Here is a 19307-nt window from a genome sequence, read left to right on the forward strand (position 1 = left end):
TGCACTGGTTCGGCATCGTGCAATACATCGGCAACGAACGCATGGCCGATTGGTGCGAGTTCTACCGCGAGCTGTTCGGCTTCGCCGAGCTGCCCGACGAGCAGCGCTTCGGCATCCTGCCCAAGGGCCATATCCTGCAAAGCCCGTGCAACACCTTCTACCTGCAGCTGATCGAGCCCGAGCCCGGCATCGTCGATGTCGAAGGCGACGAAAGCCTGCAGCGCATCGGCCTGGGCACGGCCGACGTGCCGGCGGCGGTGGCGGCCTTGCGTGCGCGCGGCGTGGCCTTTGTCGAGGGCACCGCGGTGCACACCGAAGGCCGCGGCGCGCTGACGGCTCCCGTGCTCGGCGGCGTGATGTTCGAGCTGGTGCACGACGAGCGGGCCGCATGATGGCCGCCGACAGCCGCCCCGACCGGGCCGCCGAGAACCACGCCTTCGGCCAGGCCGACGACTTCGGCATGGACAGCATCACGCTGGCCGGCCCGCTGGAGGCCAAGCTGGCCGCGATGCACGAGGCCGGCTTCCGCCAGGTGATGCTCAAGGCCAGCGACATCGTCGGCCACCCGGGCGGCACCGATGCCGCGGTGCGCGCCGTCAAGGCCAGTGGCCTGCGCGTCACCGGCTTCCAGGTGCTGCGTGATTTCGAAGGCCTGTCCGGCCACCTGCACGACTACAAGGTCGACATCGCAAAAGCCATGCTCGAGATGGCGCGCGCGGTGGGCGCGCCACTGCTGCTGCTGTGCTCGTCGACCAGTACCCATGCCAGCGCCGACCCCGAAGTCATCGCGCGCGACCTGCGCAAACTGGCCATGCTGGCCGTGCCGCTGGGCCTGAAGGTGGCCTACGAAGGCCTGAGCTGGGGCCGCACGATCAATGAATTCACCACCGCCTGGGAAGTGGTGTGCCGTGCCGACGCGCCCAACCTGGGCCTGGGTTTCGACTCCTTCCACGCCATCGCGACGCAGACCTCGCTGGACGCGCTGGAGCAGATCGATCCCGACAAGATCTTCCTGGTGCAACTGGCCGACTTCATGTGGCAGGAGATCCGCTCGGTCGAGGAGCGCATCAGCACCGCGCGGCACTTCCGTGTCTTCCCCGGCGAAGGCGTGCACAGCGCGCAGGTCGCCGACCTGGTGCTGCGCCTGGCGGCGATGGGCTACCGCGGCGACTACAGCTTCGAGGTCTTCAACGACGACTACCAGCAACTGCCGCTGCCGCTGGTCGCGCAGCGCGCGCGCCGCTCGGCGCTGTGGCTGGGTGAGGACGTGTTGCGCCGCTCGGTACCATTGCCCAACCGTATCCGTCTGAAAAACACTGCATGAAAATCCTCGTCCTGAACGGCCCGAACCTGAACCTGCTGGGCACCCGCGAACCGGCGGTGTACGGCGCCACCACGCTGGCCGATGTCGACGCGCTGTGCCGTGACGCAGCGCAGCAAAGAGGCGCCGAGGCCGACTGCCGGCAGTCCAACCATGAAGGCGTGCTGATCGACTGGATCCACGAAGCCGGCATCGCCCACCGCGAGGGCCGGCTGGCCGGCGTGGTGTTCAACGCCGGGGCTTACACCCACACCTCGATCGCGCTGCACGATGCGATCAAGGGTGCCGGCGTGCCGGTGATCGAGGTGCACATCTCCAACGTGCATGCCCGCGAGAGCTTCCGCCACCACTCGTGGCTGTCGCCGGTGGCGGCCGGCATCGTGGTGGGCTTCGGCATCGACGGTTACGTGCTGGCCATTGACGGTTTGTTGCGCAAGGCCAGGGCAGCGAGTTAAGTCTGTCATCCCTGACAACGTTGCGGATTCCTGCGCAAGCTTTATGCTGGCCCTCTAAGGCGATCGCTGCAACGATCGGCCCACCAAGGGGCGCATCATGATGAGCACCAATTCGCGAACCGATGAACCCGGCGCGGCACTGCATGGCAAGTTGCTGTACATCGAGGATGAGGCGGTCAACGTCGCGTTGGTCCGGGCCATCGTCGAGCAGCGCCATCCCGGCGTGCAGCTGATCCATGCCGGCACCGGCGCCGAGGGCGTGCGCCTGGTGTGCAGCGAGAAGCCGGACTTCGTGCTGCTGGACATGCACCTGCCCGACATGTCCGGGCTGGAAGTCGTGCGCCAGCTGAATGTCGAGATCGCCAACCGCGGCCTGCGCGTCACCATCCTCACCGGTGACAGCCTGTCGATGGACATCATCAAGGCCATGAGCCTGGGTGCCTACGAGTACTGGGTCAAGCCCTTGGACCTGAAGGTGTTCGAGGGCGGCCTGCGGCGCGCCCTGACCGGGCGCCGGCCCGATCCCGCCCGGCGTTTGCCGGCGCGCACCTAGCCTGCGGCTGCACCGCTGTCGGCCGCCGTCGCCGAGCGGCTGTGCCGAGGCACGGCTCGGCCAGGCGTGAACCGGGCGGCGCCCTTGCATGCATGGTGCATGTGAGCTAGCATGCATGCACTGTGCATGCATTCGCATGCCGCCCGGGAGCAGTCGATGATGATCCAGTCCGCCGGCGCCACGCCGCGCATCGATGCCACGGCGTCCGTGGCGTGTACGGCCGTGCTGTCGGGTGATGTCGAAGTCGGCCCGCGCTGCCGCATCGGCCATGGCGTGGTGCTGGTGGCCGAGGGCGGGCCGGTGCGCATCGGCGCCGACTGCGTGGTGATGGACACCGCGGTCATCCGCGGCGTGCCGGGCCAGACCATGCGCCTGGGTGAGCGCGTGCTGGTCGGCCCGCGCGCCTGCCTGGTGGGCTGCACGGTGGAAGACGATGTGTTCCTGGCCACCGGCGCCACGGTGTTCAACGGCGCACACATCGGCCGCGGCAGCGAGGTGCGCATCAACGGCCTGGTGCACCTGCGCACGCAACTGGCGCCGGGCAGCATGGTGCCGATCGGCTGGGTGGCGGTCGGCACGCCGGCATTGATCCGCCCGACCAGCGAGCACGACGCGATCTGGGACGTGCAGAAGACGCTGGACTTCCCGGGCTACGTGTTCAAGGTCGAACGGCCCGCGCCCGGCGAATCGATGATGCCGGCGTTGATGCCGCGCTACGCCGCGGCGCTGCAGCGCTTGCATGCCGGCGACCATGCCGTCGAAGCCTGAAGCCCCGGCGGGCGCCCGCACGGTAGGCCGGGCTGGCGTGTCGCTGTCGCCGGCGGCGACGCTGGCGGCCAATCACCTGGGCGTGCTGTGGACCACACTGGACGCGGCGCTGACGCCGGCCTTCGGCGAACTCTCCGCCGCCAGCGCGGCGCTGCTGCAGTGGCTGCACCACTGGGCACCGATGGGCGTGGTGGAACTGGCGCGCATCGCCGGCCTGTCGCAACCGGCCTGCACACGGGCGGTGGACCGGCTGGTGCAGCAGGGCCTGCTGCGGCGGCTGCCGGCCAGCGGCAAGGAAGTGCCGCTGGCCCTGACGCCCAAGGGCAGCGCTGCCGCGCGCCGCATGCAGGCGCAGCGCCTGCATGCCTGCGACCAGTTGCTGGCGCCGCTGTCGGCCGCCGAGCGCGAGAGCCTGCTGGCGCTGGTGCACAAGCTGGTGCAGGCGCCGGTCAGCGGCCGGGCCTATGCCCGCCATGTCTGCCGCTATTGCGACCACGTCAGCTGCGACGGCCCGGCCTGCCCGGTGGGCTGCCGGGCCAGCGAACTGGAGGCGGCGCCGGGCAGCGAGGGTCACATCAAAGCGCCGCGTCCTTGAGCTTCTTCAGCGCGCGGGTCTTGATCTTGACGGTGGCCGGCTTGGCAGCAAACACGCGCTCCTGCTTGGTGAAGGGGTCGATGCCGGTGCGCTTCTTCTTCGCCGGCACGTTGACGACATTGACCTTCAGCAGCCCCGGCAACGTGAACGAGCCCAGTCCCTTCTTGTGCACCGAGGCCAGGATGGTGGCTTCCAGCGAAGCGAAGACCGCCTTCACGGCCTTGGGCTCCACCGCCGAGGCTTCGGCCACGTGGGTGATCAGGCTGCTCTTGTTGAAAGCCGTCTTGATGGGCTTCTGAACGGCCACCGGCTTGGCCGGCGCTGCGGTCTTGGCGGCGGCCTTGGGGGTCTTGGCGGGCGCGGCGGTCTTGGTGGTCTTGGCCTGGGCGCCCTTCGCGGCGGGCGTGGGCTTTGTCGTGGCTGCGGTCTTCTTGGCCGTCGGCTTGTTCGTCGATTTCGTTGCAGTTGCCATGGTTCTGATGTCCTGGAGAGTGAAATACGCCCCGCGCCTGCGGGGCCGCGCATTCTAGGGGGGCTGTTGCAATCACCCTGTGAGCGCGAGTGCGGACACCACGGCTTCGGCAATCGCCAGTGACGACGTGAGCCCCGGCGATTCGATGCCGAACAGGTTCACCAGCCCGGGCACGCCATGCACGGCGGGGCCGTCGATGCGGAAATCGGCCGCCGGCTCGCCCGGGCCGCTGATCTTCGGCCGCAGGCCGGCATAACCCGGCTGCAGCGCACCATCGGGCAAGGCGGGCCAGTAGCGGCGCACCTCGGCATAGAAGGCGTCGGCCTCGGCGGCATTGACCTGGTAGTCGATCGTGTCCACCCAGCGGAAGCTCGGGCCGAAGCGGGCCTGGCCGCCCAGGTCCAGCGTCAGGTGCACGCCCAGGTGCCCGGCGGCGCCGGGGGCCGGGTAGATCAGCCGCGAGAACGGTGCCTTGCCGGCCAGCGTGAAATAGCAGCCCTTGGCCAGATGGTCCCGCGGCACATGCCGGGCGTCCAGGCCCTGGATGCGCCGCGCCAGCGCCGGCGCACCCAGGCCGGCGCTGTTGACCACGCGGCGCGCGCACAGCGTGCTCGGCCCACTCGGCGTGATGCCGCCCACCTCGAGCACGATGCCCTGGTCGCTGACCTGCGCCCGCTGTACCGGTGAACACAGCGCCAGCATCGCGCCATGGCGTTCGGCATCGCCCAGCAGCGCCAGCATCAGGCCGTGGCTGTCGATGATGCCGGTGGAGGGCGACAGCAACGCGCCATGGCAATGCAGCGCCGGCTCCATCGCCCGGGCTTCGGCGGCCGACAGCGGCTGCAGGTCCGCCACGCCATTGGCCAAGGCCTGCTGCCGCAGCCGATCGAGCAGCGCCAGTTCCTCGGGCGCGGTGGCGACGATCAGCTTGCCGCAGCGCTGGTGCGGCACCTGGTGGCTGGCGCAGAACGCGTAGAGCAGCTGCTTGCCGCGCACGCACAGCCGCGCGCGCAGCGAGCCGGGTGGGTAATAGATGCCGGCGTGGATGACTTCGCTGTTGCGGGCGCTGGTCACCGTGCCGAAGGCGTTCTCGGCTTCCAGCAGCACGACCTCCTGCCCGGCCATGGCCAGCGCGCGGGCCACCGCGAGGCCCACCACGCCGGCGCCGATCACGGCGGTGTCGATGCGGTCGATGCTTGGCATGGCGGCAGGCGCTCCGGGACGGGATGCCGATGCTAGCGCCGGCACGACGCTGGCCGCCGCGGCTGCCATGGCGCGCCACCAGTCGCCGCCGGCTGCAGTTCGTCGCCGCGTGCCGGCTGTCCGTCGCAATCGGCTCGCGCTGCCGCAGGCGGCTGCCTACAGTCCACCCATCGCATCAGATCAACACCCCGCCGGAGCCCACCATGAACCCGCTGAACATCATCACCCTTCGCCAACAAGTCGCTTCGCTCGGCGTTGCCGCGGTGATGACGATGGCGGTGCTGGCCTCGCTGGGCAACGTGGCCAACGGCTACCACACCGATGTGGCCCGGGCCGAAGCCGGCACGGCCGACGCCGTGGCCGTGCAGCAGGTGGTGGTGACCGGCAAGCGCCACGCCAACACCTGAGCCCGATGTTCGCGGGCCAGTTGCCCGACAGCGTTCCTGCTTGAAGACCAAAGCCCCGCTCTTGCGGGGCTTTTTGTCGTGTGGCGTGGCGTCGATGTGTGACGGGACGGTGACGCATGACGGTGGCGACGCAACAGTGCCAATGCATGAAATGAGCGGCCATTGCCAGCCCTTGCCGGCCCGCATGGCACCCGACGGCGGAGCTCATCGGCCGGCACGGCGATTCATCGCACCGCGCTGCAGCCGGTCGCAATCCGGTGGCAGGCCAGGGCGCCGGTGCCTACAGTTCACTTCATCGCAAGACGCCCAACCCCTGAAAGCACTGGAGCCGACCATGACCGCAAACACCTTCCACGCAGCCCGCCCCCGCATCGCTGCCTTCGGCCTGGCGGCCGTGATGACCCTGGTGGTGATGGCCGGCATCGGCACGCTGGCCGAAACCCAGGTCGCCCAGCCCGATGCGGCTTACGCTGCCACCCCGGTGCAACAGGTGGTGGTGGTCGGTCAACGCGGTGCCGGTGGCTGAAGCACGGTTCGGTGCCGGCGACTGTTTTTCCGAACCCGGTTCCCGCAATGCGGGGCCCTCGACATCGGACCCCGCAATGCGGGGTCCTTCTATTTTTGCGTCGCACTGACGCTCATCTTGATCGTCAGCGTTCTGCCGGCATCGGGCCAACCCGGCGCGCCCGCCCCGCCAGCGCCAGGCCGACGCCCGACAGCGCGGCGGCCACGCCAAAGCCGGCCAGGTAGGCCATGCGCGGCGAGCCCGCCTGCAGCGCGGCCAGCAGCGCGCCGGCCAGCGCCAGGCCGACGGCGGCGAACAGCGAGTCGGCCAGCTGCAGCGCCGACGAAGCCGCGCCCTGTTCCGGCGCCGGGGCGAGGCGCAGCGTCAGCACCGACAGCGTCGGGTACACCAGCCCCATGCCGACACCGGTGAGCGCCCAGCCCAGCACCGCCACGGCCAGCGGCACGGCCGGCAACAGCACCAGCGTCACCACCAAGGTGCCGGCGGTGATCGCCGCGAGGCCGGCGCGCAGCAGGCGCACGCTGGCGGCATCGCCACGCGGGCGGGTGTCGCGGCCCTGGAACCACGAGCCCGCACTCCAGCCCAGCGCGCCGACCGTCAGCACCAGGCCGGCCTGCACCGGCGACAAGCCCCGCTCGTTGGTCAGCATCAGCGGGATGAACACTTCGGCGGCAAAGAAGGTCGCCGCGGCCAGGCCGCGCAGCGCGATCACCGTCGGCAACCCCGGCCGTGCGCGCAGCGTGCCAACGGGCAGCAGACGCGGCGCCGACAACGCCAGGCCAACCAGCGCGACGAGCATCAGCGCAGCCTGCGTGGCCGACGGCTCGCCGCCGGCATACAGCAGCCCGGCACTGGTGGCCGCCAGTGTGGCAGGCCCCAGGCCGGCGCGTGCGGCGGGGGGCTCGGCCGAGGCCGCATGGCCTGCAGCGGGCGACGCGCGCACGGCCTGGTCCTGGCCCAGGCCTCGTGCCAGCCCGCGCCAGATCAGCAGCGCTGCCGGCAGCGCCAGCAGTGCGGCCGACAGGAACACCCAGCGCCAGCCGAACTGCCGCGTGATCAGGCCGGCGATGGCCGGCCCGACGATGGCCGGCACCACCCAGGCCCCGGCAAAAGCCGCGAAGATGCGCGCATGCAGGTTCGGCGGGTAGTGCTGCCCGACCACCACGTACAGGGCCACCGCCATCAGCCCGCCGCCAAAGCCCTGCAAGGCGCGGCCGATCACCAGCGTCGGCATGCTGGGGGCCGCGCCGGCGGCCGCCACGCCCAGCACGAAGCCGGCGATGCCAGCCCACAGCGCCGGGCCCGGGCCGGCACGGTCGCTCCAGCGGCCTGCCAGCACCATGCCGACGATGCCGGCGGCCAGCGCCACACCAAAGGCTGCGGCATACAGCGTCGCGCCCTCCAGCGCGGCCGCGACCACTGGCATCACGGTGGCCACCGCCAGCTGCTCGAAGGCCAGGATGGAGATCAGCGCCAGCATGCCCACCGTGGTGGCCTGGAAAGGCGGGCTCAGGATGCCCGGCTCTGAACGCGGAAGGACCGAAGGGATGCTGCTCATGCTTGACCTGTGGGAAGGGATGCCCGAAGCTTGCAACCTCAACATAACTTGAGGTCAAGGGCTGCCGTTGAAAATCAGCGGCAGGCGGCGATGGGCACAGAATACTTGAGCGTGGGCGAGATGGCCGAACGCAGCGGCGTCGCGGTGTCGACGCTGCATTTCTACGAGGCCAAGGGCCTGATCAGCAGCCAGCGCAGCGCCGGCAACCAGCGCCGCTACCGCCGCGATGCGCTGCGCAAGCTGGCGGTGATCCGCATCGCGCAGCGCGTGGGCATGCCGCTGGAGGCGATCCGCGAGGCCTTGTCGCGCCTGCCCGAAGGCCGGGCGCCGACGCTGGCCGACTGGCGCCGCCTGTCCAGCGACTGGCGGGCCGAACTGGATGAACGCATCACGCAGCTGCAATCGCTGCGTGACCAGCTCACCGATTGCATCGGCTGCGGCTGCCTGTCGCTGCGGCGCTGCCGGCTGCGCAACCCGGGCGATGAACTGGCCGAGCACGGCGCGGGGCCACGACGGCTGATCGAGCAGCAGGCGGCGGACCGCTTGCCAGAAGCAACACCCGAAGCACGGCCGGACGCCGCCGACACGCCGATCCGGCGCTGACGCGGCGGGTTGCCCCAAGCCTCAGGCGGCCAGCAGCAGATCCAGGTTCTGCAGCGCCGCGCCCGAGGCGCCTTTGCCCAGGTTGTCGAACACCGCGGCCAGCAGCACCTGGCCGTGCCGCGGGTTGTCGAACACCGCCAGGCTCATCGCATTGCTGCCGTTGTGCCGCTGCGGATCCAGCTGTTCCAGCGCCGCGGCCTGCTGCAAGGGCATCAGCTGAACATGGGGCTGGCCGGCAAAGTGAGCGTGCAGCGCCTCATGCAGGCGCCGGCCGCTCACACCTTCGGGCAGCAGCCGCAGCTGCAGCGCAATCGTCAGCACGATGCCCTGGCGGAAGGCGCCATAGGCCGGCACGAACACCGGGCGCTCGCTGAGGCCGGCATGCAGTTGGATCTCCGGCACATGCTTGTGCTCCAGCGCCAGGCCGTAGACCTGAAAGGCCGGGGCCTGCGCGGCGCCGGGCCCTTCGTAGGCCTCGACACCGGCGCGGCCCTGGCCCGAATAGCCGGACACCGCGTTGATCACGATCGGGTAGTCCACCGGCAGCAGCCCGGCGTCGACCAGCGGCCGCAGCAGCGCCACCGCGCCGGTGGGGTAGCAGCCGGGGTTCGAGATGCGGCGCGCGGCCTGGATGCGACCCGCCTGGCCGGCGCTCATTTCCGGGAAGCCGTAGACCCAGGCCGGGTCGGTGCGGTGGGCCGAGCTGGCATCGATCACGCGCACGGCCGGGTTGTCGATCATGGCCGCCGCTTCGCGCGCCGCGGCGTCCGGCAGGCACAGGATGGCCACGTCGCAGCGGTTGATCGCCTCGGCGCGCCGGTCAGCGTCCTTGCGCTGCGCGGGCGGAAGCGTGAGCAGCGACACATCGTCGCGCTGCTGCAGTTGCGCCACGATCTGCAGGCCGGTGGTGCCCTGGTCACCGTCGACGAATACCACGGGGTTCATGCGCGCTCCAGCTGGGTTCAAGGGATGCAAGAGCCGCGATGCTCCGCCGCGGCGTAGCATCGCGCAAGTTGAATTGAACAAAGCCAGCATTCATGGTTTCTGAATCAAGACCATGCGCGAACTGAGCCTGGATCGCCTGCGCACGCTGCTGGCGGTGGCCGACCTGCGCTCGTTCGCCGCGGCGGCCAAGGCGCTGCACCTGGCGCCGCCCACCGTCACGCTGCACGTGGCCGAACTGGAGTCGCGCCTGGGCGCCAGGCTGCTGCTGCGGGGCCGCGGCGCGGTGGTGCCCACGGCCATCGGCGCGGCGCTGATCGAGCGGGCCCGCCGCGTGCTGGCCGAGGCCGACGAAGCCATCGACGCGGTGCGCCGCCAGGTGGCCGGCCGCACGGGCCGCGTGCGCCTGGGGGCGTCGACCGGCGCCATTGCGCACCTGCTGCCGCAGGCGCTGGAGGCGCTGGGCCAGTCGCACCCGGACATCGATGTGCAGGTGGCGGTGCTGACCTCTGAAGAAACGCTGGCGCGGCTGTCCGCCGGCACGCTGGACATCGGCCTGGTGGCGCTGCCGCAGCCGCCGGTGGCGGGCCTGCGCGTGCAGCGCTGGCGGCGCGACCCGGTGATGGCCTTCGTGCCCGCGGCCTGGGCGCCGCCGCAGCGCATCACGCCGGCCTGGCTGGCGGCGCGGCCGCTGATCCTGAACGACCAGAGCACCCGGCTGTCGCGCCTGAGCGCCGACTGGTTCGCCGCGGCCGGCGAACACCCGCGCGCGCGCATCGAGCTGAACTACAACGATGCGATCAAGAGCCTCGTCGGCGCCGGTTATGGCGCGGCGCTGCTGCCGCAGGAGGCCAGCGCGCCGCCGCCGGAGCCGCGCATCCTGATGCGGCCCCTGAAGCCCACGCTGTGGCGGCCACTGGGCCTGGCGCACCGCGTCGGCGGCGACGAGGGCGCCACCGGGCACGTGCTGCAGGTGCTGCTGCAACTGCGGCAAGGCTGACGGCCGGCGGCTGCCGCTCGCCACGCCGAGCCGCGCGGCCCTTTCTGTGCATCGGGCCTGGCACTGGCCGAAATGGCCCATCGCGCCGTACTGGTCCCTGCGGCATGGCCCGTTCGGGCGATGCCGCATCGCCGCGGCGTCCCTACAGTCCGCCGCCATCAATCCAGCACTTCGGGAACCGTGATGCAGACAATGAGAGGGCCCCTGGCCCTGATCTTGGCCCTCTTGATGGCCGCTTGTGGCGGCGGCGCCGACGAAGCGGCGGACCGTGCGGCGACAGCCGACGCGTCGGCGCAGACCGCGCCGCGCGCCAGGGCGATGGCCGTCTCCAGCGCGGCGTCGATCGCGCCCGAAGAGGCGGCCCGGCAGCTGATGGACTTTGCCCAGCAGCAGTTCCCGGCCTACTTTCCGGGCCAGGCCGCGACGGCCTCGCTCGACCCGTTCGTCTACCGCTACTACCCGGCCACCGGCACCTACCTGGGCGTGGTGGTCAAGGCTGGTTCCGGCCATGCGCTTGGCAGCGTGTACGTGCTGGGTGGTGCCTTCGGCAGCGAATTGATCCGTGTGGGAGCCGTCAGCGACTTCATCACCCCGGTGGCGCCCGGCTTCGACCTGACGCCGGCGGCCGACAAGGTGGTCGTGGTGCAGGGCAGCAGCACTGTGCTGCGCGTCAACCTCGCACGGCTGCCCGGCTTCGACGCTGCGGTGCAGCTCACCGTGCAGGGCCTGCCGGCCGGCGTGACAGCCACGGCCGCGAGCGTGGCGGCCGGCGCCACCCACGTGGACGTGACGATCCAGGCACAGGCCGGCGCCCCCCATTCACTGCCCACCACGGCCAGCGTGCGTGCCACGGCCGGCGATCTGCTGGTGACGGCGCCGATCACCGTCACGGTGCGTGGCCTGCCCGGTGATCTGGACACCAGCTTCGCCGGCGGCGTGGTCAGCACCTCCCTGGGCGCCAGCGAGGACTATGCCCATGCGGTGGCGGTTCAAGCCGACGGCAAGGTGCTGACGGTGGGCACCACGGCCACCAGCGCCGGCACGGTGGTCGGCCTCGTCCGCCACCTGCGCGATGGTGCGCTCGACAGCGGCTTCGGCACGGCGGGCAAGGTGGTCACGCAGGTCGGTGCGCGCGGCGACAGCGCCCGCGCCATCGCCGTGCAGGCCGACGGCAAGATCGTCGTCGCCGGCTGGACCGACCAGACCGGCACCGACGCCAACTTCCTGGTCCTGCGCTACCGCAGCGATGGTTCGCTGGACCCCGAGTTCGCGCAAGGCGGCACGCTGGTGGTGCCCTTCGGCACCGGCACCGACCGCGCGCATGCCGTGGCCATCCAGGCCGACGGCAAGATCGTCGTGGCCGGTGCCGCGCAGGTCAGCGGCAGTGCCACGGGGCAGGACTTCGCGCTGATCCGCGTGCTGCCCAACGGCACGCTGGACGCCGGCTTCGGTGACGGCGGCAAGCTGCTCACGCCGATGCGGGCCGGCAGCAGCGGCGACATCGCCTACGGCCTGGCCCTGCCGATGGTCGGCGGCGAGCAGCGCATCCTGGCGGTCGGCGGCGAGGGCGATTTCGTGGCCGCGCGCTACACCGCCAGCGGCGCGCTCGATGCCAGCTTCGGCCAGGGCGGCAAGGTGCTCGGCCTGTTCAAGCGCAACATCGGCCGTGCGCGTGCAGTGACCCTGCTGCCCGGCGGCCGCATGCTGCTGGCGGGGGGCATCTACGACGACTTTGCCGCCGCGCAGCTCACCGAATCCGGCGCGCTGGACGCCAGCTTCGGCGAAGGCGGCCTGGTGGTCCATGCGGTCAGTGCCGCCAACTGGGACAACGCCCACGCCGTGGTGCGCCAGGCCGACGGCAAGCTGGTGCTCGGCGGCTGGGCCTACAGCGGCAATTCCACGAGCGGCGACTTCGTGGCCATGCGCCTGCTGCCCGGCGGAGCGCTGGACACGAACTTCGGCAACGCCGGCATCGTGATCCGCAGCCTCGCGGCCAACGGCCGCAACGACAGCGCCCGTGGCCTGGTGTTGCAGGCCGACGATCGCATCTCGACCGTGCGCGCCGTGCTGGCCGGCGAGATCAGCGCCGGGCCCCATGACTTCGGGCTGATCCGGCTCTGGCTCTGACGCCGGCCGGCGACCGGGCCGCCAACCCGGCCACTCATCTGGCCACTCATCAGGCGGCTAGCCCGCCGCCAGCACCAGCGTCAGCAGCGCGGCCATCACGGCCACGGCGCCGGCCATGGCCACGCCCAGCACCGGGCGCCAAGGCCGGCGCGCCCGGTCGGCGCCGCGGACCGCGCCAGGCTCCGGCGGCAGTGTGCTGTCCAGCGTGGCGGCGGTCATCATGTCGAGATCGGTGTGCATCTGAAGCTCCTGGGGCGGTGCGGACTAGCGAACGATGTCGCCCTGCCCGGAAATACGCGAGGCCGCCGACGTTCCGGACATCCTGAACCGTCATCGCCGCACGCGCCTCATCCTTCGTGCGGAAATTCAGGTGGCGGTGCACCTGAACCCGTGCCTGGAACGGCGGACGCCGGAGCGGGCCTAGGGGCAGCGTGATGGCAGGGCGGCCGATATCATCGCCACTCGGTTTGTCCCGTCTGGCCGCCATGGGTGACATCACGCTGTTGATCGAGCGCGCGCGCCGAGCGAAGGCGGCGGCGCGATGACAGCGCCGGGACCGCCGGCCGCCGAGTGGACGCTGATCAGCGCGCTGATGGATGAAGCGCTGGCCTTGCCGGCCGCCGAGCGTGCGGCCTGGGTCGACCGGCTGGCCGGCGCGCGGGCCGCGCACAAGGAGTCGCTGCGCCGCCTGCTCGCCGCGCATGCGCAGAGTGCGCTGGACGACTTGATGACCACGCTGCCGAGGCTGGCCGCAATGCCGCCGGCCGCCAGCATGGCCGAGCCGCAGCCGGGCGAAGACATCGGCCCCTACCGCCTGCTGCACGAACTGGGCGCCGGCGGCATGGGCACGGTGTGGCTGGCCGAGCGTGCCGACGGCGGCTTCCAGCGCCGCGTGGCGCTGAAGCTGCCGCGCCTGGCCTGGGGCAGCGCCACCGGCGAGCGGCTGAACCGCGAGCGCGACATCCTGGCCACGCTGGAGCATCCGCACATCGCGCGGCTGTACGACGCCGGCATCGACCACCTGGGCCGGCCCTACCTGGCGATGGAGTACGTCGAGGGCCGCACGATCGACCACTACTGCCGCGAGCAGGCGCTGCCCTTGCCTCAGCGCATTGGCCTGCTGTTGCAGGTGGCGGCTGCCGTCGGCCATGCCCATGCGCGGCTGGTGGTGCACCGCGACCTGAAGCCGGCCAACATCCTGGTCGGCAGCGACGGGCAGGTGCGGCTGCTGGACTTCGGCATCGCCAAGCTGCTGGAAGGCGAGCGGACCGAAGAGACGGCGCTGACCCAGCGCGCCGGCCACATGCTGACGCCCGACTACGCCAGCCCGGAGCAGATCCGCGGCGAGCCGCTGTCCACCGCCAGCGATGTCTACAGCCTGGGCGTGCTGGCCTACGAACTGCTGAGCGGCGAGCGGCCCTACCGCCTGGCACGCGCCAGCGCCGCCGCGCTGCAGCAGGCCATTGCCGAGACCCATCCGGCGCAGGCCAGCAGCGTGGCTGGCGATGCGGCGCTGAAGCAGCAACTGCGCGGCGACCTCGACGCGATCCTGAACATGGCGCTGAAGAAGGATCCGGCCGAGCGCTACCCGAGCGTCGACGCCTTCGCACAAGACCTGCGCCGCCACCTGGCGCGTGAACCAGTGCTGGCGCAACCGGACCGGCTGAGCTACCGGGCCGGGCGCTTCATCAGCCGCCATCGCGTGCAGGTGAGCGCCGCGGCGGCGGTGGTCGTGGCGCTGATCGGGGGCGCCGGCGTGGCCGCCTGGCAGGCGCATGAGGCGCGGCTGCAGGCCGCCCGCGCGAATGCGGAGGCGCTGCGTGCCAGTGCCGAGGCGCAGCGTGCGAACGAGGAAGCCAGGCGCGCCACCGCCGAAGCCGCCACCGCTACCGCGGTACAGGGCTTCATCGAAGCGGTTTTCCGCGCCAACTCCGGTGACCAGGCCGATCCCCAGGCCGCACGCGACGCCACCGCGCGGCAGTTGCTGGACAGCGGTGCCCGGCGCATTGGCAACGATCTGCAGTCGCAACCCGCGGCGCGCTTGCGCATCATGAAGATCCTGGCCTCGATGTACGAGGACATGGGCGTGCTCGACCAGGCCGCCGCGCTGCAGCAGCAACGCCTGGCGCTGGCGCGCAGCAGCTTCGGCGTGCACAGCCGCGAGGCGGCGGCGGCACTCATCGACCACGGCTACGCACTGACCAACCTGGAGCAGCGCGACGACGCGCTCGCCGCGCTGGCCGAGGCCGGCCGCCTGCTCGACGCGCTGGGCGAGCGGCAGTCGGCGACCCGCTTCGAGCTCGACATCGCCCTCGCGTCGCTCTACCGCCGCCTCGACCCGGCGAAGGGCCTGGAGGCGGGGACCCGGGCCGTGGCCTTTGCGCGCACGCAGCCGGTGTCGGCCGACCTGGTGCGCGCCCTTCAGGGGCAGGGCGAAAACGCGTACTACACGGGCCAGCCGGTACTGGCCAGATCCGCGCTCGAAGAGGCGATCCGCCATGCCGAGGCCCGCCCGGAAGCCGGTGGCAGCATGCTGACCGCGATCTACAGCGCGCTGGCCGACGTGCTGTACCAGGCGGATGAGCTGGAGGCCGCCGAACAACGCTATCGGCAGGCCCTGGCGCGGGCCCGAGCCTATGAGGGCGCCGATGCGTACATGGTTCACTTCAACGAGTTCAAGCTCGCGGACTTCCTCCACCGCGTCGGGCGCTTCGCCGAGGGCCCTGCCGTCATCCGCCCGGCCGCGGACTGGGCGCGCCGGGCCAAGGCTTCCCACGCCCCGATGGCCTCGACGATCCTCACGGCACTGGGCCGCGCGCTGGTCAGCCACGGCCGTGTCGAAGAAGGGCTGCGGGTCTACACCGAGGTCGAACGCCTGCTGCCCGATCTGCACAAGCTGCCCGACCTGCAGGGCCCGCTGCTGGCCTTCCGCGCGGAGGCGAAGGTGGCGCTGGGCCGCCATGCCGAGGCCGAGGCCTTGCTGGCCCGGGCCCAGGCCATCATCGAAGGCGCCGGCACCGGCCAGCTGCGCCTGCTGGTGCTGCCGCGCCGCGCGTTGCTGCTGGCCACCGGGCGGGCCGAGCAGGCGCTGGCCGAGTTCCAGGCCGATCGCATCCAGCGTCAGCTGCCGCCCTTGCCGGCCGATGGCGAGCCCGCGCCGCGCTTGGCCGAAGCGGCCCGCCTGCACCTGGCGCTGGGCCAGGCCGCGCCGGCCCGCGGCTACGCCGAACAAGCCCTCGCGGCCCTGGCGCGGGATCCGCAGCGCCGCCACCGCCCGCTGGCCGAGGCGCAGGCCACGGCCGTGCTGGGCCAGGCCCTGCTGCGCGAAGGCCAGGCCGGCGCGGCGCTGCCGCCCTTGGTGCGGGCCGCCGAGCTGCACCGTGCGCTGTTCGACCCGGCCTGGAGCCTGCAGTTGGCCGAGGTGCTGAAAGACCTGGCCGCGGCGCAGCAGGCCACCGGCGACGACGCGGCAGCGCAGCGCACGCGGGCCGCGATGCGTGCCATCCAGGCGAAGCACCGCGTGAACGCGGCGCAGCACTGACCGCTGTTTCTCACCCCCCGGCGCGAGCGCGGTCCACGGTCCTCAGCGCAGCGCCGCCGCCAGCAGGGTCGCGCCCAGGATCGCGCCGCTGGCCCACGCCACCTGCGCCCGCACCGGCCCGCGCCCCAGCACCATCACCATGCCGGCCTTGACCCCCGTGTTGCTCAGCACCGCCAGCGTGATCGCCAGCGCGGCCTGCGACAAGGCCGCCGCATCGCCGGCCTGGCGCGCCAGCGACAGCGTGACGGCGTCCACGTCCACCAGCCCGGCGAGTGCCGACACGAGATAGACGCCGACGCCCGGCGCATGCAGCTGCGCGATGCGCGTGGCCAGCATCACGAGGGCGAACAGCGCGCCGAAGCGCATGGCCGCGGTCAGGCTGAACGGGTTGTTGACGCTCACTTGGCCCGCTGGCATCGGTGCCGGCGTCTGCCGGCCGGCGCGGTAGTGCCACAGCGCAAAGGCCGTGGTGGTGCCGGCCATCGCGCCGAAGGGCAGCGCAAAGGCCGGCAGCAAGGCCGGGTTCAGCACCGCCACCAGCACCAGCACGCGCAGCACCATCACGCTCCAGGACAGCAGGATGCCGGCGCACAGTGCATGGCCGTTGCCGGGCTGCGTGGCGCTGCTGCGCGCAAAGCTCAGCGTGGTGGCGGTGGACGACACCAGCCCGCCGGCAATGCCGGTGATCGCCGCGCCGTTGCTGGTGCCGAGCAGGCGCACCGCCACGTAGCCCAGCAGCGACAGCGCCGAGATCAGGATCACCAGCAGCCACAGCGTGTAGGGGTTGAGCGCGTCCCAGCGGTCCAGCGTGCGGTCGGGCAGCAGCGGCAGCACGATGCAGGAGGCGATCAACAGCTTGATCGCGGCGAACAGGTCGTCGCTGCCGATGCGCTGCACCAGGCCATGCAGCGGCTGCTTGTAGGCCAGCAGCGCCGAGGTGATGACCGCCAGCGCCACCGCCAGCATCGCATCGCCGACGACCACCATCGCGCCCAGCACGCACACCACCAGCGCGGCCACCTCGCTGGTCAGGCCCGGCACGTCGGTGCCGGCGCGGCCCTGCCGCAGATAACTTGCAATGACAGCGCCACCGACCACCAGTAGCACCGCGGCGAAGAGCCAGGGCGTCTGCAGGTGGCGCGCCAGCCAGGCCGAGGTTGCGCCCAGCAGCGCCAGCAGCGTGTAGGTGCGGATGCCGCCGAAGGCCTGGCCGGGGTCGCTGTCCTTCTTTTTCTCGCGTTCGATGCCGATCAGCGCACCGATCAGCAGCGCGATCAGGAAGTTGCGCGCGACGATCGGGTCCATCGTGGCGCCGGGCAATTCAGTCGCCCATCAAATACAGCGCGGCATGCTGCAGCAGCATGATGGTCTTGCCGTCGCGGATCTCGCCGCGGGCGACCTGTTGCAGCGCTTCGTCCAGCGTGAGTTCGAGCACCTCGATGTCCTCGCCCTCATGCTCCAGACCGCCGCCGGCGCCGATGCGGTCTTCGGGGTCGTATTCGGCGACGAAGAAGTGCAGCCGCTCGGTCACCGAGCCGGGGCTCATGAAGGCGTCGAACACCTTGTGCGGCGCACGCACCCGGAAGCCCACTTCCTGCTCGGCTTCGGCGCGTATGCATTCTTCCGGCGTGGCGTCGTCCAGCAGGCCGGCCGGGGCTTCGATCAGCAGGCCGTCGTGGCCATTGACGAAGGCCGGGTAGCGGAACTGCCGCGTCAGCACCACGCTGCGGCGCGCGCGGTTGTACAGCAGCAGTACCGCGCCGTTGCCGCGGTCGTAGGTCTCGCGCTTGCACTCCTGCCAGCGGCCGTCGCTGCGGCGCCAGTCGAAGGTGGTGGTCTTCAGCGTGTACCAGTTGTCCGACAGCAGCCGGACCTCCCGGACCTTCACGCGGTCTTGCACGCTCATGCTCACGACTCCCTGGGATGACGAGGCCGAGCTTAGCGCGACGGACTGCGGGTCTTTGCGATCCGGTGGCGCGCAGGCCTTCCGGCAGAATGAATTCGCATGAGCAGAGCCGCATGAACCGTGGGATGAAGCTGGACTGGCGCCAGTGGCTGCAGGCGCTGCGCCCGGCGCCGCTGAAGATCGATGCCCGGGAACGGCTGCGCGTGGTGCTGGGCGCCGGGCTCGGGTTGCTGCTGGCCGGCGGCCTGTGCCGCTGGTTGGGCGGCCCCTCCGATCTGGCTTGGCTGGTGGCGCCGCTGGGCGCCAGTGCAGTGCTGGTGTTCGGCGTGCCGGCCAGTCCGCTGGCGCAGCCCTGGGCGGTGCTGGGCGGCAACACCGTGTCGGCGCTGGTCGGCATCTTCAGCGTGCACTGGCTGGCACCGCCGGCGCTGCAAGCGGCTTCAGCAGCCCAGGCGGTGGCTGGCCTGCCCACGCCGGTGGTCGCGGCGGTGGGCACCGCCCTGGCCATCGGCGCGATGCTGGCGCTGCGCTGCCTGCATCCACCGGGCGGCGCGGCGGCCTTGTTGACGGTGCTCGGCGGTGTCACCGATTGGCGCTTCGCGCTGTTCCCGGTGGCGCTGAATTCGCTGCTGCTGGTGGCTGCCGGCATGGTCTACAACCCGCTGACCGGGCGCCGCTACCCGCATGCGCAGCGTGAGCCCGCGGCAGCGGCAGGCGGTGCGCTGCTGGCCACGCCGCCGCGTTTCACCGAGGCCGATCTCGATGCCGCGCTGGCCCAGTACAACCAGGTGCTCGATGTGCCGCGCGACGACCTGCAGCACCTGCTCGAACAGGCCGAGCTGCAAGCCCATGGCCGGCGCCTGGCCGCGCTGCGCTGCAGCGACGTGATGACGCGCGGGCCGATCTGCGTCGAATTCGGCAGCCCGCTGCAGGAAGCCTGGTCGCTGCTGCGTCGGCACCGCATCAAGGCCTTGCCGGTGGTGGACAAGCGCCACCGCGTGGTCGGCATCGTCACGCTGGCGGACTTTCTGCGCGCCGCCGACCTGGATGTCTACGACGGTTTCGACGACAAGCTCAAGCGCCTGATCCGCGCCACGCCGGGCGTGCACTCCGACAAGCCCGAGGTCGTCGGCCAGATCATGACGCGCCAGGTGCGCGTGGCCAGCGCCGATCGCAGCCTGGCCGAACTGGTGCCGATCTTCTCGTCGACTGGCCACCACCACATCCCGATCATCAGCGGTGGTGAACGCCTGGTCGGCATCGTCACGCAGACCGATCTGGTGGTGGCCTTGCTGCGCTCGGAGCCTTCGGCGGCGAAGGCCTGAGCGCG

At 71.4% G+C, this 19307-nt stretch carries 20 protein-coding genes; 13 read left to right on the forward strand and 7 right to left on the reverse strand.

What is annotated here, in order from left to right:
* From VLK61_RS09420 to VLK61_RS09445, 6 genes are all read left to right on the forward strand, one after another.
* Positions 1-392 (forward strand): VOC family protein (locus VLK61_RS09420; RefSeq protein WP_325420482.1); only part of this gene is annotated, 392 nt, incomplete at its 5' end.
* Positions 392-1324, forward strand: coding sequence for a sugar phosphate isomerase/epimerase family protein (locus VLK61_RS09425; protein WP_325420545.1), 933 nt, complete (start codon positions 392-394; stop codon positions 1322-1324). The genes VLK61_RS09420 and VLK61_RS09425, both read left to right, overlap by 1 nt.
* The gene (aroQ, locus tag VLK61_RS09430; RefSeq protein WP_325420484.1) at positions 1321-1776 is read left to right on the forward strand and encodes a type II 3-dehydroquinate dehydratase; all 456 of its coding nucleotides are present in this window, start codon (positions 1321-1323) and stop codon (positions 1774-1776) included. The genes VLK61_RS09425 and aroQ overlap by 4 nt, the downstream gene beginning before the upstream one ends.
* A gap of 97 nt (positions 1777-1873) precedes the next feature.
* The gene (locus VLK61_RS09435) at positions 1874-2329 is read left to right on the forward strand and encodes a response regulator (protein ID WP_325420486.1); all 456 of its coding nucleotides are present in this window, start codon (positions 1874-1876) and stop codon (positions 2327-2329) included.
* A 156-nt stretch (positions 2330-2485) separates the two neighbouring features.
* The gene (locus VLK61_RS09440) at positions 2486-3097 is read left to right on the forward strand and encodes a gamma carbonic anhydrase family protein (RefSeq protein WP_325420488.1); all 612 of its coding nucleotides are present in this window, start codon (positions 2486-2488) and stop codon (positions 3095-3097) included.
* A complete protein-coding gene (locus VLK61_RS09445) occupies positions 3081-3692 on the forward strand; it encodes a MarR family winged helix-turn-helix transcriptional regulator (RefSeq protein WP_325420490.1) in 612 nt (203 codons plus the stop codon). Before VLK61_RS09440 ends, VLK61_RS09445 begins: the two co-directional genes overlap by 17 nt.
* On the opposite strand, the gene VLK61_RS09450 is transcribed toward VLK61_RS09445, so the two are convergent.
* Both VLK61_RS09450 and VLK61_RS09455 read right to left on the reverse strand, forming a co-directional pair.
* Positions 3673-4164 (reverse strand): HU family DNA-binding protein, encoded by a 492-nt coding sequence (locus tag VLK61_RS09450; RefSeq protein WP_325420492.1) that lies wholly within the window; start codon positions 4162-4164, stop codon positions 3673-3675. The two genes, VLK61_RS09445 and VLK61_RS09450, sit on opposite strands and share 20 nt — an antisense overlap.
* Positions 4165-4236: 72 nt before the next feature.
* Positions 4237-5367 carry an NAD(P)/FAD-dependent oxidoreductase gene (locus tag VLK61_RS09455; protein ID WP_414636795.1) on the reverse strand — a complete coding sequence of 377 codons (1131 nt, stop codon included), beginning with the start codon at positions 5365-5367 and terminating at the stop codon, positions 4237-4239.
* A gap of 203 nt (positions 5368-5570) precedes the next feature.
* On the opposite strand from VLK61_RS09455, the gene VLK61_RS09460 reads away from it, so the two are divergent.
* Entirely contained in the window at positions 5571-5774 is a 204-nt protein-coding gene (locus VLK61_RS09460) for a hypothetical protein (RefSeq protein WP_325420494.1), read from the forward strand.
* Between the two features lie 334 nt (positions 5775-6108).
* Positions 6109-6300, forward strand: a complete 192-nt coding sequence (locus VLK61_RS09465; RefSeq protein WP_325420496.1) for a hypothetical protein — start codon at positions 6109-6111, stop codon at positions 6298-6300.
* A gap of 124 nt (positions 6301-6424) precedes the next feature.
* Here the strand turns inward: VLK61_RS09465 and VLK61_RS09470 are convergent, their stop codons facing one another.
* Complete coding sequence (locus VLK61_RS09470) at positions 6425-7858, reverse strand: MFS transporter (RefSeq protein ID WP_325420498.1); 1434 nt, start codon at positions 7856-7858, stop codon at positions 6425-6427.
* A gap of 90 nt (positions 7859-7948) precedes the next feature.
* Here VLK61_RS09470 and soxR point away from each other — a divergent pair, with 90 nt between their 5' ends.
* Complete coding sequence (gene soxR / locus VLK61_RS09475) at positions 7949-8461, forward strand: redox-sensitive transcriptional activator SoxR (RefSeq protein ID WP_325420500.1); 513 nt, start codon at positions 7949-7951, stop codon at positions 8459-8461.
* 21 nt (positions 8462-8482) lie between these two features.
* On the opposite strand, the gene argC is transcribed toward soxR, so the two are convergent.
* Positions 8483-9406 (reverse strand): N-acetyl-gamma-glutamyl-phosphate reductase, encoded by a 924-nt coding sequence (argC, locus tag VLK61_RS09480; RefSeq protein ID WP_325420502.1) that lies wholly within the window; start codon positions 9404-9406, stop codon positions 8483-8485.
* 112 nt (positions 9407-9518) lie between these two features.
* Between argC and VLK61_RS09485 the strand changes: the two genes are divergently transcribed.
* Together VLK61_RS09485 and VLK61_RS09490 are read left to right on the forward strand one after the other, a co-directional pair.
* Entirely contained in the window at positions 9519-10403 is an 885-nt protein-coding gene (locus VLK61_RS09485; protein WP_325420504.1) for a LysR family transcriptional regulator, read from the forward strand.
* Between the two features lie 216 nt (positions 10404-10619).
* Positions 10620-12530 carry a hypothetical protein gene (locus tag VLK61_RS09490; RefSeq protein ID WP_325420506.1) on the forward strand — a complete coding sequence of 637 codons (1911 nt, stop codon included), beginning with the start codon at positions 10620-10622 and terminating at the stop codon, positions 12528-12530.
* A gap of 57 nt (positions 12531-12587) precedes the next feature.
* Here the strand turns inward: VLK61_RS09490 and VLK61_RS09495 are convergent, their stop codons facing one another.
* Complete coding sequence (locus VLK61_RS09495) at positions 12588-12770, reverse strand: hypothetical protein (RefSeq protein WP_325420507.1); 183 nt, start codon at positions 12768-12770, stop codon at positions 12588-12590.
* Positions 12771-13071: 301 nt separating this feature from the next.
* On the opposite strand from VLK61_RS09495, the gene VLK61_RS09500 reads away from it, so the two are divergent.
* On the forward strand, positions 13072-16071 hold the full coding sequence (locus VLK61_RS09500; RefSeq protein WP_325420509.1) for a serine/threonine-protein kinase: 3000 nt from the start codon (positions 13072-13074) through the stop codon (positions 16069-16071).
* A 42-nt stretch (positions 16072-16113) separates the two neighbouring features.
* Here VLK61_RS09500 and VLK61_RS09505 read toward each other — a convergent pair whose 3' ends face one another.
* Both VLK61_RS09505 and VLK61_RS09510 read right to left on the reverse strand, forming a co-directional pair.
* Positions 16114-17376 carry an MgtC/SapB family protein gene (locus VLK61_RS09505; protein WP_325420511.1) on the reverse strand — a complete coding sequence of 421 codons (1263 nt, stop codon included), beginning with the start codon at positions 17374-17376 and terminating at the stop codon, positions 16114-16116.
* Positions 17377-17392: 16 nt separating this feature from the next.
* On the reverse strand, positions 17393-17977 hold the full coding sequence (locus VLK61_RS09510) for an NUDIX domain-containing protein (RefSeq protein WP_325420513.1): 585 nt from the start codon (positions 17975-17977) through the stop codon (positions 17393-17395).
* A gap of 113 nt (positions 17978-18090) precedes the next feature.
* Here VLK61_RS09510 and VLK61_RS09515 point away from each other — a divergent pair, with 113 nt between their 5' ends.
* The gene (locus tag VLK61_RS09515) at positions 18091-19302 is read left to right on the forward strand and encodes an HPP family protein (RefSeq protein WP_325420515.1); all 1212 of its coding nucleotides are present in this window, start codon (positions 18091-18093) and stop codon (positions 19300-19302) included.
* The last annotated feature ends 5 nt before the right edge of the window (positions 19303-19307 follow it).

The sequence above is a fragment of the Aquabacterium sp. genome (assembly GCF_035476535.1).
In the GTDB taxonomy this organism is placed as follows: domain Bacteria; phylum Pseudomonadota; class Gammaproteobacteria; order Burkholderiales; family Burkholderiaceae_C; genus Pseudaquabacterium.

Coding starts and splice junctions, on each gene's coding strand:
- VLK61_RS09495 (WP_325420507.1), bottom strand. CDS start 12,770: ATGCACACCGATCTCGACATGATGACCGCCGCCACGCTGGACAGCACA.
- VLK61_RS09435 (WP_325420486.1), top strand. CDS start 1,874: ATGATGAGCACCAATTCGCGAACCGATGAACCCGGCGCGGCACTGCAT.
- VLK61_RS09450 (WP_325420492.1), bottom strand. CDS start 4,164: ATGGCAACTGCAACGAAATCGACGAACAAGCCGACGGCCAAGAAGACC.
- aroQ (WP_325420484.1), top strand. CDS start 1,321: ATGAAAATCCTCGTCCTGAACGGCCCGAACCTGAACCTGCTGGGCACC.
- VLK61_RS09455 (WP_414636795.1), bottom strand. CDS start 5,367: ATGCCAAGCATCGACCGCATCGACACCGCCGTGATCGGCGCCGGCGTG.
- VLK61_RS09515 (WP_325420515.1), top strand. CDS start 18,091: ATGAACCGTGGGATGAAGCTGGACTGGCGCCAGTGGCTGCAGGCGCTG.
- VLK61_RS09470 (WP_325420498.1), bottom strand. CDS start 7,858: ATGAGCAGCATCCCTTCGGTCCTTCCGCGTTCAGAGCCGGGCATCCTG.
- VLK61_RS09460 (WP_325420494.1), top strand. CDS start 5,571: ATGAACCCGCTGAACATCATCACCCTTCGCCAACAAGTCGCTTCGCTC.
- VLK61_RS09425 (WP_325420545.1), top strand. CDS start 392: ATGGCCGCCGACAGCCGCCCCGACCGGGCCGCCGAGAACCACGCCTTC.
- VLK61_RS09505 (WP_325420511.1), bottom strand. CDS start 17,376: ATGGACCCGATCGTCGCGCGCAACTTCCTGATCGCGCTGCTGATCGGT.
- argC (WP_325420502.1), bottom strand. CDS start 9,406: ATGAACCCCGTGGTATTCGTCGACGGTGACCAGGGCACCACCGGCCTG.
- VLK61_RS09465 (WP_325420496.1), top strand. CDS start 6,109: ATGACCGCAAACACCTTCCACGCAGCCCGCCCCCGCATCGCTGCCTTC.
- VLK61_RS09485 (WP_325420504.1), top strand. CDS start 9,519: ATGCGCGAACTGAGCCTGGATCGCCTGCGCACGCTGCTGGCGGTGGCC.
- soxR (WP_325420500.1), top strand. CDS start 7,949: ATGGGCACAGAATACTTGAGCGTGGGCGAGATGGCCGAACGCAGCGGC.
- VLK61_RS09500 (WP_325420509.1), top strand. CDS start 13,072: ATGACAGCGCCGGGACCGCCGGCCGCCGAGTGGACGCTGATCAGCGCG.
- VLK61_RS09510 (WP_325420513.1), bottom strand. CDS start 17,977: ATGAGCGTGCAAGACCGCGTGAAGGTCCGGGAGGTCCGGCTGCTGTCG.
- VLK61_RS09440 (WP_325420488.1), top strand. CDS start 2,486: ATGATGATCCAGTCCGCCGGCGCCACGCCGCGCATCGATGCCACGGCG.
- VLK61_RS09445 (WP_325420490.1), top strand. CDS start 3,081: ATGCCGTCGAAGCCTGAAGCCCCGGCGGGCGCCCGCACGGTAGGCCGG.